Source organism: Pseudarthrobacter sp. GQ63 (genome assembly GCF_059758765.1).
Window position 1 is genome coordinate 77,596 of the sequence record NZ_JCAXEF010000015.1, and the last position, 12,716, is coordinate 90,311.

At 65.0% G+C, this 12,716-nt stretch carries 16 protein-coding genes and 1 pseudogene; 5 read left to right on the top strand and 12 right to left on the bottom strand.

The features are described 5' to 3' along the window. From AC6CHP_RS18365 to AC6CHP_RS18385, 5 genes are all read right to left on the bottom strand, one after another. Complete coding sequence (locus AC6CHP_RS18365; protein WP_188731569.1) at window positions 1–789, bottom strand: LamB/YcsF family protein; 789 nt, start codon at window positions 787–789, stop codon at window positions 1–3. A gap of 270 nt (window positions 790–1,059) precedes the next feature. Beyond that, entirely contained in the window at window positions 1,060–1,890 is an 831-nt protein-coding gene (locus tag AC6CHP_RS18370; protein ID WP_498231467.1) for an ABC transporter permease, read from the bottom strand. A 2-nt stretch (window positions 1,891–1,892) separates the two neighbouring features. Then, window positions 1,893–2,813 (bottom strand): ABC transporter permease, encoded by a 921-nt coding sequence (locus tag AC6CHP_RS18375; protein ID WP_188731566.1) that lies wholly within the window; start codon window positions 2,811–2,813, stop codon window positions 1,893–1,895. Continuing rightward, complete coding sequence (locus AC6CHP_RS18380) at window positions 2,810–3,934, bottom strand: ABC transporter ATP-binding protein (protein WP_188731563.1); 1,125 nt, start codon at window positions 3,932–3,934, stop codon at window positions 2,810–2,812. Before AC6CHP_RS18380 ends, AC6CHP_RS18375 begins: the two co-directional genes overlap by 4 nt. A 49-nt stretch (window positions 3,935–3,983) precedes the next feature. After that, the gene (locus AC6CHP_RS18385) at window positions 3,984–5,069 is read right to left on the bottom strand and encodes an ABC transporter substrate-binding protein (RefSeq protein ID WP_188731561.1); all 1,086 of its coding nucleotides are present in this window, start codon (window positions 5,067–5,069) and stop codon (window positions 3,984–3,986) included. A 312-nt stretch (window positions 5,070–5,381) separates the two neighbouring features. On the opposite strand from AC6CHP_RS18385, the gene AC6CHP_RS18390 reads away from it, so the two are divergent. Both AC6CHP_RS18390 and AC6CHP_RS18395 read left to right on the top strand, forming a co-directional pair. Next, on the top strand, window positions 5,382–6,302 hold the full coding sequence (locus tag AC6CHP_RS18390; protein WP_141000424.1) for a LysR substrate-binding domain-containing protein: 921 nt from the start codon (window positions 5,382–5,384) through the stop codon (window positions 6,300–6,302). Window positions 6,303–6,485: 183 nt separating this feature from the next. Continuing rightward, entirely contained in the window at window positions 6,486–6,665 is a 180-nt protein-coding gene (locus AC6CHP_RS18395) for a hypothetical protein (RefSeq protein WP_181405706.1), read from the top strand. Between the two features lie 27 nt (window positions 6,666–6,692). Here AC6CHP_RS18395 and AC6CHP_RS18400 read toward each other — a convergent pair whose 3' ends face one another. The 3 genes from AC6CHP_RS18400 to AC6CHP_RS18410 all read right to left on the bottom strand — a co-directional run bounded on the left by AC6CHP_RS18400 (window position 6,693) and on the right by AC6CHP_RS18410 (window position 9,426). After that, complete coding sequence (locus tag AC6CHP_RS18400) at window positions 6,693–7,418, bottom strand: AAA family ATPase (RefSeq protein ID WP_377195376.1); 726 nt, start codon at window positions 7,416–7,418, stop codon at window positions 6,693–6,695. Between the two features lie 94 nt (window positions 7,419–7,512). After that, window positions 7,513–8,190, bottom strand: a complete 678-nt coding sequence (locus AC6CHP_RS18405) for a 4-carboxy-4-hydroxy-2-oxoadipate aldolase/oxaloacetate decarboxylase (protein WP_188731556.1) — start codon at window positions 8,188–8,190, stop codon at window positions 7,513–7,515. A gap of 27 nt (window positions 8,191–8,217) precedes the next feature. Next, window positions 8,218–9,426, bottom strand: coding sequence for an aspartate transaminase (locus AC6CHP_RS18410; protein ID WP_498231472.1), 1,209 nt, complete (start codon window positions 9,424–9,426; stop codon window positions 8,218–8,220). 238 nt (window positions 9,427–9,664) lie between these two features. On the opposite strand from AC6CHP_RS18410, the gene AC6CHP_RS18415 reads away from it, so the two are divergent. The 3 genes from AC6CHP_RS18415 to AC6CHP_RS18425 all read left to right on the top strand — a co-directional run bounded on the left by AC6CHP_RS18415 (window position 9,665) and on the right by AC6CHP_RS18425 (window position 10,990). Further along, the gene (locus AC6CHP_RS18415) at window positions 9,665–10,174 is read left to right on the top strand and encodes a hypothetical protein (RefSeq protein ID WP_498231474.1); all 510 of its coding nucleotides are present in this window, start codon (window positions 9,665–9,667) and stop codon (window positions 10,172–10,174) included. Between the two features lie 48 nt (window positions 10,175–10,222). After that, the gene (locus tag AC6CHP_RS18420; protein WP_104189434.1) at window positions 10,223–10,645 is read left to right on the top strand and encodes a universal stress protein; all 423 of its coding nucleotides are present in this window, start codon (window positions 10,223–10,225) and stop codon (window positions 10,643–10,645) included. Window positions 10,646–10,825: 180 nt separating this feature from the next. Next, entirely contained in the window at window positions 10,826–10,990 is a 165-nt protein-coding gene (locus AC6CHP_RS18425) for a hypothetical protein (RefSeq protein ID WP_188731551.1), read from the top strand. 9 nt (window positions 10,991–10,999) lie between these two features. Here AC6CHP_RS18425 and AC6CHP_RS18430 read toward each other — a convergent pair whose 3' ends face one another. The 4 genes and pseudogenes from AC6CHP_RS18430 to AC6CHP_RS18445 form a co-directional block, all read right to left on the bottom strand. After that, entirely contained in the window at window positions 11,000–11,242 is a 243-nt protein-coding gene (locus AC6CHP_RS18430; RefSeq protein ID WP_498231476.1) for a hypothetical protein, read from the bottom strand. A 43-nt stretch (window positions 11,243–11,285) separates the two neighbouring features. Then, window positions 11,286–11,504, bottom strand: a complete 219-nt coding sequence (locus AC6CHP_RS18435) for a hypothetical protein (protein WP_174174886.1) — start codon at window positions 11,502–11,504, stop codon at window positions 11,286–11,288. Window positions 11,505–11,509: 5 nt separating this feature from the next. Further along, window positions 11,510–11,680, bottom strand: a pseudogene (locus AC6CHP_RS18440) (formyltetrahydrofolate deformylase); the annotation flags it as partial. Between the two features lie 61 nt (window positions 11,681–11,741). After that, a complete protein-coding gene (locus AC6CHP_RS18445) occupies window positions 11,742–12,575 on the bottom strand; it encodes a methylenetetrahydrofolate reductase (RefSeq protein WP_498231478.1) in 834 nt (277 codons plus the stop codon). Window positions 12,576–12,716 lie beyond the last annotated feature (141 nt).

Genomic DNA, 12,716 nt, shown 5'->3' on the forward strand with positions numbered 1-12,716 from the left:
TCAGGCGGCTTCCACTTTGGCGGCCAGGACCTGGGCGAGCGGGGCGATGGTCACGCCTGCGCGCTCCAGTTCCGCGCGCACCCGGCGCGCCAGCTGGACCGCGCCGGGGGTGTCCCCGTGGAGCAGGATGGTGTCGGCGACGATCGGCAGGTCGGTTCCGGCGACAGTTTCGATCAGGCCCTCGCAGACCATCCGGATGGTGCGGTCCACGATGGCGGAGGGATCGTGGATGACGGCGCCCGGGCGGCTGCGTGGCACCAGGGTGCCGTCCGCCTCGTAGGCTCGGTCTGCGATGCCCACGATGCCCACGGGCAGCTGGCGCGCTTTTGCGGCGTCTGCAAGTTCGCCGTCCTGGGCCAGGACAATGAGGTCCGGGCTGACTCGGGCGGCGGCGTCCGCAACGGCTTCGGCATAGTCGGGCCGGGTGGCTACAAGGTTGCCGAGGCGGCCGTGCGGTGCGAGGTGCGCGACGGCGGCGCCATGGTAGGCGGCGAAGGCGCCGAGGGCTCCGAACTGGTACAGGACGTCGTTGCGGACTTCGTCAGCGGTGAGGTCCATGGCGCGCCGGCCGAAGCCGCGCAGGTCCGGGAAGCTGGGGTGGGCACCGATGCTGACGCCGCGGCGCACGCACTCGGCGACCGTGGTGTTCATGATGTCCGGGTCCCCTGCGTGGAAGCCGCAGGCGATGTTGGCGCTGGACACTACTTCCAGGAGGGCCGCGTCGTCGCCCATGGAGTACGTGCCGAAGCCTTCTCCGAGATCTGCAACGAGATCAACGATGGGTCCCATGTGAGCCCTCCTTGGGGTGGTGGCGCGGCGCTGGCCAGGGGAAGCGGCAGCTGCCGGAAGCGGATTCTGTGGACCAGCCGGATGGGGCTTGGGTCCGGGCCCGGTTTACCGGGCTTGTAGAAAAAGTCTGGCACCGGGACTTTGATCACACAAAGACGTAATCGGTGTCACGGGATAGGTGCCGGTTATGACCTGTGCCTCTTGTGGACGGCGTCCTGCCCGGCCCGCTGGTGCGGACCGGGCAGGGCTGTTTTGTAGGGGCAGGAGGAGTCAGCGCAGGGCTTTTCGCAGTCCCATGACGCGTTCCACGACCACCACCACGGCAAGCGAGATGAGGATGAGGATCACGGAGAGGGCTGCGACGGCGGCGTCCGCGGAGTTTTCCACATACCTCAGCACCTGCACGGGGAGGGTTGGCAGGCCTGATTCGGCCACGAACAGTGAGATCACGGCTTCATCGAAGGAGACGATGAAGGCGATGACGCCGCCGGCGATCACGCCCGGCTGGATAATGGGAAGGGTCACGCGGCGGAAGACCGTCCAGGAGTCGGCGCCCAGGATGCGTGCAGCCGCCTCGCAGGACGTGTCCGTCGTGGCCAGGCTCATCAGGGTGGTCCTGATGACAAACGGGATGGTGATGGCCACGTGGCCGATGATGATGCCGGCGTAGGTGTTGTTCAGTTCCAGCGGACCGAAGAGCAGCACCATGCCCAGCGCCAGGACGATGCTGGGGATCAGCAGCGGCGAGAGGAAGAACGACTGCACGGCGGCCTTGGCCTTGAATTCGAAGCGGTCCAGCGCCAGCGCCGCCGGAACCCCCAGCGCGAGGACGATGAGCGTGACGATGACGGCCACGATCAGGCTGACCTTCATGCCCTCCATGAACGTGCTTTCCTGCGGAAGCATCTCGTACCACTTCAGGGTGATCCCCTCCGGCGGGAAGGACAGGTACTGGTTGGACGCGAAGGACACCACAAACACAATGAGGAGCGGTGCCAGCAGGAACAGGTACAGCAGGAACACCAGCACGCCGAAGGCGGGTTTGGCGGGGTTGAAGCGCGGTGTGAAGACTTTGGCGCTGCTTGCGTTGGCACTGCTCACGGTCAGCCTCCGATTTTCTTGGTGAGCCGCTGGTAGACGGCGATGATCAGGCCGAAGAGCACCAGCAGGATGACGGACAGGGCGGCGGCAAACGGCCAGTTGAGCAGGCCGGTGGTCTGGTCGTAGATCTCGGTGGCCAGCACCTGCACGCTGCCGCCGCCCAGGAGCCGCGGGGTGATGAAGGTGCTGATGGAGAGGACGAAGACCAAAAGGAACGCCGTCAGGAGGCCGGGAAGGCACAGCGGCAGCGTCACCCGGGTGAACACTTTGAACTTGCTGGCTCCGAGGGAACCGGCCGCCTCCTCCAGCTGGGGGCTTAGCCTGCCGAACCCGGAGATCATGGCGAGGATCGCGTACGGCATGAAGATTTCCACCAGGCCGATGGTCACGCCGGTCATGTTGTTGGTGAGCTTCAGGGGTGTGTCGATCAGGCCCAGGCCGCCGAGCGAGGAGTTGATCAGGCCGTTGGTTCCCAGGATGACCATCCACCCGTAGGTGCGGACCACGGCGGAGGTGAGCAGCGGGGCGATGGCAATGGCGATGAGCAGGCCGCGCCATTTGCTGGTACTCCGTGCAAGGAAGAGGGCCACCGGGTAGGACACGATGACGCAGAGGATGCCGACGGTGACGCCCATCTGGAAAGTGTCCAGCGTGACCCGCCAGTAGTAGGGGTCGGTGAGGGGCTGGATGTAGGTGTCCAGGGTGAACGTCTCAACGATGACACCGTCCGGTGCGCCCTGGTTGAAGGACATCCGGACCATGTACGCCAGCGGGAAAACGAAGCTGACCAGCAGGCCGAGCAGGCCCGGAAGCAGCAGCGCCAGGTAGGTACGCCGGTTGCGCCGCTCGGTGGCCCGTTCGAGCTGCCCCTCGTCCTGGGCCTTGGGCCGTTCCGGCGCGGCAGGGGCTTCCAGGACCGTCATGCTGCCAGCCTCTCCGGCTGGGCGGCTGCCGGGAGGAGATAGGCGTCGTCGGCCGCCCAGGAGAGGTACGCGGCGTCTCCGATGCGGGGCAGGTCGCCGCTGCTGGTCAGCATCTGGGCGTGCAGCTGCTGGTCCCCGATGCGGACCGCGACGGCCAGGGCGTCACCGGTGTAGCTGACCCGTTCAATGGTGCCGGCAAGTGGTGCCTGCGCTGCGCCGGGGTGCAGGGACACATTGAGCCGGTGCGGGCGGATGACCAGCTCGTGGCTGCTGCCTGACAGGCCGGCGGACCCGATGGCGCCGAACTGGCCCAGGCCGTCCACGTCCACCTTGTAGTAGCTTTCGCCTGCAAGGTTGGCCCGTCCCGTTTCCGCGCCGACGCGGGCGGCCAGGAAGTTGGCCTGCCCAATGAAGTTGGCGACGAAATGCGTGCGGGGCCGCTCGTACACCTCGGTGGGCGAGCCGAACTGTTCGATCAGGCCGCCGTTCATCACGGCGATCCGGTCGGCCATGTCCAGGGCCTCGTCCTGGTCGTGCGTAACGAAGAGCGTGGTTGCCCGGGTGCGCTGCTGGATGGATCGGATTTCGGTGCGCATGGTTTCGCGGAGTTTGGCATCCAGATTGGACAGGGGTTCATCCAGGAGGAGCAGGGTGGGCTCCACCACCAGGGCGCGGGCCAGGGCGATCCGCTGCTGCTGGCCGCCGGACAGTTCCTTGGTCTGGCGCTTGCCGAGGTGGCCGAGCTGGACCATGTCCAGGGCGGCCGCCACCCGTGCCTTCTGCTCCGACTTGGGTGTCTGGCGCATTTCCAGGCCGAACGCCACGTTCTGTTCCACGTTCATGTGGGGGAACAGGGCGTAGGACTGGAACACCATGCCCATGCCGCGCTTGTTCACCGGAGTGTGGGTGATTTCCTTGCCGTCCACCACGATGGAGCCGGCGGTGGGGTCCATGAGGCCGGCAACCATCCGGAGGGTGGTGGTCTTGCCGCAACCGGACGGGCCGAGGAGTGCCACCAGGTGCCCCTCCTCAACTTCCATGTTCAGGCGGTCGACGGCGGGGTCCAGATCTGCTGCGTATCTTTTGGTCAGATCAACGATCGACAGTTTGGGTTCAGTCACGGTTTCAGTTCTCCTGAAGGGGAAGTTGGGGAGGGGGCGCCGGCAGGCGCTAGTTGGTGATGATCTGGCGCTTCCAGGTGTCGGTCCACTTGTCGCGGGCCGAGGACAGGAATTCGACGTCCAGCGGGACGATGTTGAGGGAGCCGTCGGTGGGAACCACGCGGTCCTTCACATCGGCGGGGAGTTCCGCATTGGTGACGGAGGGTGCGTAAAACAGTGCCTTGGCGAAGGCCGTCTGTGCCTCTGCGGACAGTGCGTAGTCAACGAAGGTCTTGGCAGCCTCGGAGTGCGGGGCGTCCTTCACCAGGTTGATGGTGTTGATCTGGTAGACAGTGCCTTCCTTGGGGAAGGTGACACCCATCTTCTTGTTGCTCTGGTCACTGTAGAACTGGCCGCGGGCGTTCTGGCCAAGGCCAAGGACGGTCTGCCCGGTAATGACGTTCTGGTATTCGTCCGGGTTGGGTGCGAACGTCTGGACGCCAGGGGCCATTTCCTTGAGGCGGGTCACGGCGGAGTCAATGCCCTGGGTGTAGTCCTCGCCCTCCATCTTGGAGGTGATGGCGGTCAGGGACAGGCCCAGCAGGGATGGCGGGGCGTTGACGTTGATCTTGCCGGCGTAGGCCGGGTCCCAGAGCACCTTCCAGCTGTCCGGGGCCTCGGGGAACGTGGCAGTGTCGTACACCAGGCCTACGGCGTCGAGCATCGCCACGGGTCCGTACCCTTCCTTGTCCCGGAACTTTTCCGGGACGTTGGCAAGGTTCGGGACGCTTTCCTCGTCTACCTTCTCGAACAGGCCCTGCTTGTTGCCGGTGGTGGACACGGAGTTGTCCATGATGGCGACGTCGGTGGCGGGGTTGTTCTTCTGGCCCTGGAGGGCGCTGAGCATTTCAGCGGAGGACCGCTTCGAGGCGTAGTTGATCTTGATGTCCGGGTACTTGGCCTGGAAGGGTTCGATTACTGCAGCGGTGTACTGGTCCTGCCAGACACCCGAGTAGGCGATGAGGTTCACCTCGCCCGAGGTGGCGCTTCCGCCGCTGCCGGCTGCCTCGCTGCCGCCCCCGCAGCCGGAAAGGACCAGAACCGCTGCGGAGAGGGCGGCCACGGCCGCCATTTTGCCTTTGATAGTTGCTCGCATTTACTGTCTCTTTCTCAAGAAGAATCCGGGCTGGTAGCGGATCTTTGGATGCTTTGAAGCTATTGAGTGCATATTTCGGATATGTAAAAGAAAACGCCTATCCCGGTAAACACCGGCTTTATGCAGAATGCGTCTGACGCCATCGTTAAATCGCATGCCTGGCCGGGGTTAGAATGAATTGCTCATGAAATAGCGTTCTGGGTTCAACCTAGTGTCAGAGATATGCATCACACAAAGACCAGTTGCGTATCCCTCCATAGCATCCGGTTATGACCTTTATGGGTTCAGGACGCCGCGAAGAGAGAAGGCGCCATGGATACGCGGAAGCTTGCGTACTTCGTGCAGATAGTGGATTCAGGAAGCATCACCAAGGCCGCGGCAGCGCTGCATGTGGCCCAGCCGGCCCTGAGCCAGCAGGTTTCGGCGCTTGAGAACGACCTCAAGCAGCGCCTGCTGATCCGCAGCAAACAGGGGGTAAAGCCCACCGCCGCCGGGCACACGCTGTACCGGCATGCCCAGTCCATCCTGCGGCTGGTGGACCAGGCACGGCAGGACGTCGCCAAGTCCGGGGCGGCACCGTCCGGCCGCGTGTCCATTGCGATCGCGCCCTACAGCATGGCCTCAAGCCTGACGCCGCGGATCATCAGCGAGGTGGCCAGCCGGTACCCGGACATCGTCCTGCACGTCACTGAAATCTACGGCGGCGTGCTCAGCGAGGCCATCAAGAACGGCCGCCTGGACATGGCACTCATCTACGAGCCCGGCCCTATCCGCGGCGTGCAGTTCACCACGATGATCGTGGAGGACCTGCACTTCGTAGTCAACGCGGGCAGGGCAGGGGTGCAGCAGGCCGACGGCGGCATCACCCTTGAGGAGGTGGCCCGCCACGGGCTGTTCCTGCCCGAGCAGATCCACACCCTGCGCCAGGCGGTAGAGGCCGGCTTCGCCAGCAAGGGCCTGAAGCTCCGGCTGGTGGGGGAAGTGGAGTCCGTCCCCTCCCTCGCACGGCTGCTGCGGGCCGATCTTGGTGCCACCATCATGCCCAAGTCCGCTGCTGACGCCCTGTTCCACGAGGAGGACTTCCAGGTGCTGCGCATTGTGGATCCGGCGTTGCAGTGCAAGATTGCGCTGTGCACCCCCGATCATGACCCGCTGTCCGAGGCGGCGTCCGCGGTCCTGCTCGTGGTGAAGGAAATGCTGCAGGAAATGCTCAGCAGCAAATATTCACGGTAGCTGGTCCATAGGTTCCACTTATCGCGTCACTCATCATTGGTCTTAGTATTCCCGCTCCCCCGATCCTAGAATCTAGGAAAAGCCGGACAATTCCGGCGAATTAATTCTTGTGCGGATCAATGGGAGTGCGCCGTGAAAAAGATAAACACCTTGGGGAGGAATTCGGGTAAAAGCCCGGGTTTGATGGCCAAAACCGGATTCCACTGCCCCGCCAATGGTTTTTGGCGGCCCGAGGACCGGTCCGTTGAGCCTGTGTTTGTGTTCGAAGGCAGCATCATGCCGGCCGGCGGCCGGGGGTCCACCGTCTGGTACCTGGAGGATGCGGCCTTCGGTCCGCCGGAGTATCCGCTGCCGGCGCAATAGGCCGCACGGTGGTACCTCCGGCCTGGACTAGAGGTGCCGGAGGTACCGCTGGGGCGCATCAAGGAACGACCGCCAGCTGCCCACGAGGTCCAGCTCCTCCCAGCCACGAGGGCGCAGTCCCCACGGCCCCACTTCCAGGATCCGGGCTCCCGGAAGGGCCGCAAGAACCGGCGAGTGCGTGGACATGATCACCTGGGATTCCCCGGACGCCAGGAGGTCTTTCAGGACCCCGAGGAGACTCAGGCACCCGCTGAAGGACAATGCGGACTCCGGCTCATCCAGCACCCACAGCCCCCGCCCGCGGAATCTGTTGACCGCGAGTTCCAGGAACGACTCACCGTGGGACATGTCGTGGAAGCGGATATCGTCCCGGCCCGAGGTACTGGGGTTTTTCTCCAGGTAGGTAAAGAAGCCATGCATTGTTTCGGCCCGCAGGAAGTACCCGCGCCTGGTGGTGCCCGCATTCCTGACAAGCTGCAGATGATCGGCCAGCAGCGATTCACTGGCCCTGGTGCTGTGCCGCGCACCAGTTGACCCGCCTTCGGGCGACAAACCGTACGCCAGGGCTATCGCTTCCACGATCGTTGATTTCCCTGAACCGTTCTCGCCCACCAGGACGGTGGCTGGCGTCAGTTCAAGCCCATCGTCCAGTACCTGTGCCACGGGCGGCAGGACTGCCGGCCACCGCCGACGGTCAAGGACGTTGGATGGATCCTCTTCCAACCGGCGGATCGGAAATCTGTCGAGGGGCATGCGCCCATTCTTGCAGCCGGCGCGGCGGGGAAGCGCAACCCGCCGGCCACTGCCCGGCCGCCAGGTGCGCCTGTGCTTCGCAGGAAGAGCCCAGCTAAGCCTGTTCCACCAGCAGGCCCTTGGCCTTCAGGACGTCCGTGAGGTTGCAGAGATCGATGGTGGTGCCGCCTGCCTTGTACAGGCCAATGAGCTCACGCTCGGCGTCGTCACGTTCCTGGGAGAGGCGGATGACCTCCTCGATCTCGTCCTTGCGGACCACCACCACACCATCGGCGTCGCCACGCAGGACGTCACCGGGATAGATGATTTCGTCACCGAAGACCACCGGGTGGTTGATGGGGCCGATGGTCTCCTTGACCGTGCCCTTGATGGACACGCTGCCGGAAAAGACGGGCAGTCCGAGTTCAATGAGGTCCTGGGTGTCGCGGACACCGGAGTCCGTCACCAGGCCGGCCAGGCCCTTGGCCTTCATGGCGTTGCCCAGGACGTCGCCGAACGTCCCGGCTTCCTCGTATTCCCCCGCGGAAGCCAGGATGACGTCCCCGGGCTGGGCGTAGTGGATGGCCACCTGGAGCATCAGGTTGTCACGCGGTGCGCAGCGGACGGTGGTGGCGGGGCCGCAGAAGGACATGGCCCTGTCGATGGGCTTGATGCGGGAGCTCAGTGCGCCCTTACGGCCCTGCGCCTCGTGGATGGTGGCTGACGAGAACTTCGCCAGCCGGCTGACGGCGTCGGCGCTGGGTCGGTCGATGGTGGTTTTGACGTGGATCACGGCGTTGTTTCCTTCGGTGGGGTTGGGTCAGGTGAGGGCCTGGACGGCCTTGTCGATGGCAGCGATGGATTCCTCGATGACGTCCAGGCTGGTGGCGTAGGAGATCCGGAAGTACGGGCCCAGGCCGTAGGCCGAGCCCTGGATCACAGCCACGGAGGCTGCATCAAGCAGGTAGAGGGTGAAGTCCTGGTCGTTACTGATGACCTGTCCTTCGGGCGTTGTTTTGCCGATGACCCCTGCACAGTTGACGTATGTGTAGAAGGCGCCGTCCGGCGTCGTGCATGACAAACCGTCAACGGCGTTCAGGGCGGCGACGGCGGTGTCCCGCCGCTTGCGGTAGGTCTCCACGCTGTCCCGGACGAAGTCCTGGCTGCCGGTGAGGGCGGCCGCGGCGGCGGCCTGGCTCACGGAGGACGGGCAGGAGGAGATCTGCGACTGCAGCTTGTTGATGGCTGCGATCAGCGGCGCCGGCCCTGCGGCGTATCCCAGGCGCCAGCCGGTCATGGCGTAGGCCTTGGATACGCCGTTGACGGCCAGGACCCGGTCCTTGAGTTCCGGGGCCACCTCCACCAGGCTGGCCAGCTTGCCGTCGCCGAAGTAGATCTGGTCGTATATTTCGTCCGCGAGGACAGAGACGTGCGGGTGAACGGCAAGGACGTCGGCGAGCGCCCGCAGTTCGGCACGGGAATAGACGGCGCCGGTGGGGTTGGACGGTGCGTTGAGGATGACCCACTTGGTCCGGCCTGTGATGGCACCCGCCAGGGCCTCCGGGGTGAGCTTGAATCCGGAGTCTTCGCCGCAGGGAACAACGACCGGCGTGCCGTCGTTGGCCAGCACCATATCCGGGTAGGAAACCCAGTAGGGGGCGGGAACAATCACTTCGTCGCCGGCGTTGAGGGAGGCCATGAAGGCGGTAAAGATGACCTGCTTGGCTCCCCCGCCGATGGTGACCTCAGCCGGCGTGTAGTGCAGGCCCGTGCGCAGCTCGAGGGTCTGGAGGATGGCCTTCTGCAGCGCCGGAGTTCCGGTGACCGACGTGTACTTGGTTTCGCCGCGGGTGATGGCCTCCACCGCGGCTGCCTTGATGTGCTCCGGCGTGTCGAAGTCCGGCTCTCCGACGGTCAGGTCGAGGATGCGGCGTCCTTCCGCCTTGAGCTCACGCACCCGGGCCGCAGCAGCCACACTGGCCGAGGACTTGATGCGGGACACCCGCAAGGCAGGTACAAATTCTGGCATGGTCTCTTCCTAGGGAGTCAGGAGTGAGCGGTGCTCGTTTCCTTCGACACTAGGGAAATCCCGCTGCTGTGGATAAGACCTAAAGTGCGTGGGCGGATAAGCGTCCCTTATGGCTGGCCCACCCACACGTTCCGGTTATGGGTCCACGCACTATTGGTATTTCCCGCCGCGGCGCCTTGCTGCCTAGCCTTCTAGGTACGTCGGCCCGTTCAGCGGCACAACGAACCGAGGAGTGATCTTGAGCGTTACGCACCAGGACGATGCCGGTTACTACCGCTACCGCGGAATGCCGAAATCCGACCCCACCGCCCGGCAGGCGGACAAGCTCCGCAGGCTGCTCAAGGCGAACCGGCAGCGCATCGCCTTCAACGCCAGCAGCAGCCGTCCGCTCTTCGTCCGCCTGAACCAGCACATCGCGCAGGCGCTCCGGGACGGGATCAAGGTGACGCGCCTGGCCGAGGCTGCAGGGCTTTCCCGTTGGACCATCCGAACCATCGGCCTGTCCTTTGATGACCTGCTGCCGTCCGGGGCACACCCGGATCAGCAGTTGGCTGTCATCGCGGGGCTGAAGTCCGAGCTGGCCGAACTCGGGGAAGCAAAGGCTGCCCTGGAGGGGCGGCGGCTGACCCTTCTGGCCGCCGCCCGCCGCCTCGGCGTCATGGATGACTTCGAGCTCGCCGCGCTCAGCGGACTGCAAAGTGGGGACATCCGCAAAATGACGTGGGGTCTTCAGCCTGAACTTCTCTAGACTGGCCAGTGGACGTTGAACCACGGACACAGAACGAAGGAGCACAGCATGAGCGGAGTAGTTGTTGTAGGTGTGGACGGCAGCCCGTCGGCACGGAAGGCTGCGGAAGTGGCGCTGGGCCTTGCAAAGTCGCTGGGAGGTTCCCTCCACATCGTCACCGCATTCGACTCGGACCGGGCCGAGACCTTCGGCGTCGGCTCGGACGAAGTGAAGGTCTGGAACTCCGAGGCCGCCGAAACGGTCGCGAAGTCCCTTGGCGAAACGCGGCCGGGCGTGGAGATCAGCTACTTCGCAGCCCGCGGCAAGCCCGCTGACGCCCTCATCAAGGAAGCCATGCGCCTCGACGCGCGGCTGATCGTCGTCGGTAACCGGCGCATGCGCGGCATCGGCCGGCTCCTCGGCAGCGTGGCCAACAGCGTGGCGCACAACGCACCGTGCGACGTCTACATCGCCAACACCTACGACGACTAGCCACTCCCCAGCGGGGCACAAGGACAGCGGACGACGGCGGGACCTCCCGCCGTCGTCCGCTTGCTTTATGCGCCTCTTGCTCAAGATTTGCCAAGTTTATCCCGTCGATAGATAAACCCTCTTCCGTTGCCGTCCCGGCCTGCCTACGGTTAGCTTCAACAGCACGCCAAGGGGGGATACATGGAACGCTCGGACGACGCTACGCAGACTGCCCGCGAGGAAGTTCAGCAGCCCGATATTTCGGATCCGCTGGAGGGTCGGCAGCGCACAGTCGCCGAGTGGACCGGCGACCTCCTGGTCGGCATTCGGCAGCCCGTGCAGTTCAGGCTGGCGGACTGGCCGTAGCCCTGATCCCTAGGTCGAGGCGTCCTTCTCGATCTCCTCGGCAAGGTCGTCCACGGCCTCCGGACGCAAGCTTATGCCGGCCTCGTCGAAGCGTTCCTCAAGCACGTGGCTGACGTCGTCCTCGACGTGGCCCAGGCGGATCTCGTCCCGGATCTCGTCCGCGATGCCCTCCGCCGTCGCCACGCCGTCGACCTCCTCCACGGCATCGTCGCCAGAAGGGGTGCCTGCGGGGTCAGCTCCGGTCTCAGTCATACCCCATCGTGGCCAATTGCGGGTGGGCGGTCAACAGCCGGCTCTATCCTTTGATCTCCACTTTGACGAAGTCCTCCCGGTGGAACATGCGGCGCTCGGACCACCCGTCCAACACCACCCAGATGATGGAGCCGTCCGGTGTGGACCCGTCCACCACGCCGCAGCCGATATGTTGCCCGTCCTGAGAGAGGCGTACCGGCTGGCCTGCGGGCAGGGCGTTCCAGGACACCCGCCGCCAGCTGTGAGCTTCGCTCGGTTTCATGGCGCCTACCGCAGGACGACGGTCCGGTTGCCCAGCAGCAGGACCCGGCCCTCGCAGTGCCAGCGGACGGCATTCCGGAGCGCCACGCACTCCGCGTCCCGGCCCACCGCCACCAGGTCGTCCGCGGTGTACGTGTGGTCCACCTCGATGACCTGCTGCGAGATGAACGGGCCCTCATAAGGCCCCGCGTTGGTGAGCTGCCGCCCAAGATGCGGCTCCTGGCGGGTTGTCACAGGGTTAGTTGTCACGTGCTGCTCCTCGGATCAAAGCTGTCTGGAGTGCGGAAGAGGATACGTTTCCAGGACCTGAGGGCAGGGAGTCGAGGCTGTTGAAGCTGTAGAGGTGGATGCCGGCAACGGCGCCGGGCGTGGTTTTGAGCCCGGCCACCAGGGTGTCCGGGGAGTACCGGTCGCCGCTGAGGAGTTTGCGGGCCAGCGGGCCCTTGCGGCTGAGGAACTTCAGGGAACTTCCGACGCCGATCTGCGTGGCGAGTGCCACCAGCTTGGTCCGCGGGACGGACCCCGCCACGCCCGCCCACAGGGGCAGGTGGACGCCTTCGCGGCGCAGGAGCGCGGCGTAATCGTGGATCTTTCCGGCGGAAAAGCACATCTGCGTGACTACATGCGAGGCAAGAGGCTGCTTGGCCAGCAGTCCGTCCAGCAGGTCCAGGGGGCTGACCAGCGGGTGGCCCTCCGGGTAGCCGGCCACGCCCACGCGCATCATTCCGCCGGTGTACTGGGCGATGTCCTCGAGGACCGGAAACGCCGAGTCGTAGGTGCCGGCGGGCTGCTTCCGGTCTCCCCCAATAACGAAGACTTCGCGGATTCCCGCGGCATCGCAGCCACGGATGATGTCGGTGAGCTCGGCACGGCTGCGGATGCTCCGGGCGGCGAGGTGCGGGATCACCTGGTAGCCGGCGTCGCTCAGCTCCACGGCGGTGCGCATGGTGCGCTCGATGCCGTGGTGCGGCAGGCAGGTGACGCTCAGCGGCGTGGCCGCGGACACCTTGGCCCGGACCTGCTCAACGATTCCCTCGGAGGGAATGATTTCGATTCTGACGGGGAACATCATTGGTCCTGTCTTTGCTTCAGTTTTCAGGGGCTTCAGCGGTGGCTATCCCGTCATGCAGTGGCCGCCAGCAGGGAGCTGGCTTCCTGGCGGGTGCTGCCGGAGGACTCGATGTGGGCGAGTTCGGCGGGGATCTCCCAGCCC

Coding starts and splice junctions, on each gene's coding strand:
- AC6CHP_RS18390 (WP_141000424.1), top strand. CDS start 5,382: ATGGATACGCGGAAGCTTGCGTACTTCGTGCAGATAGTGGATTCAGGA.
- AC6CHP_RS18445 (WP_498231478.1), bottom strand. CDS start 12,575: ATGATGTTCCCCGTCAGAATCGAAATCATTCCCTCCGAGGGAATCGTT.
- AC6CHP_RS18435 (WP_174174886.1), bottom strand. CDS start 11,504: ATGAAACCGAGCGAAGCTCACAGCTGGCGGCGGGTGTCCTGGAACGCC.
- AC6CHP_RS18420 (WP_104189434.1), top strand. CDS start 10,223: ATGAGCGGAGTAGTTGTTGTAGGTGTGGACGGCAGCCCGTCGGCACGG.
- AC6CHP_RS18365 (WP_188731569.1), bottom strand. CDS start 789: ATGGGACCCATCGTTGATCTCGTTGCAGATCTCGGAGAAGGCTTCGGC.
- AC6CHP_RS18410 (WP_498231472.1), bottom strand. CDS start 9,426: ATGCCAGAATTTGTACCTGCCTTGCGGGTGTCCCGCATCAAGTCCTCG.
- AC6CHP_RS18400 (WP_377195376.1), bottom strand. CDS start 7,418: ATGCCCCTCGACAGATTTCCGATCCGCCGGTTGGAAGAGGATCCATCC.
- AC6CHP_RS18425 (WP_188731551.1), top strand. CDS start 10,826: ATGGAACGCTCGGACGACGCTACGCAGACTGCCCGCGAGGAAGTTCAG.
- AC6CHP_RS18395 (WP_181405706.1), top strand. CDS start 6,486: ATGGCCAAAACCGGATTCCACTGCCCCGCCAATGGTTTTTGGCGGCCC.
- AC6CHP_RS18375 (WP_188731566.1), bottom strand. CDS start 2,813: ATGACGGTCCTGGAAGCCCCTGCCGCGCCGGAACGGCCCAAGGCCCAG.
- AC6CHP_RS18430 (WP_498231476.1), bottom strand. CDS start 11,242: ATGACTGAGACCGGAGCTGACCCCGCAGGCACCCCTTCTGGCGACGAT.
- AC6CHP_RS18385 (WP_188731561.1), bottom strand. CDS start 5,069: ATGCGAGCAACTATCAAAGGCAAAATGGCGGCCGTGGCCGCCCTCTCC.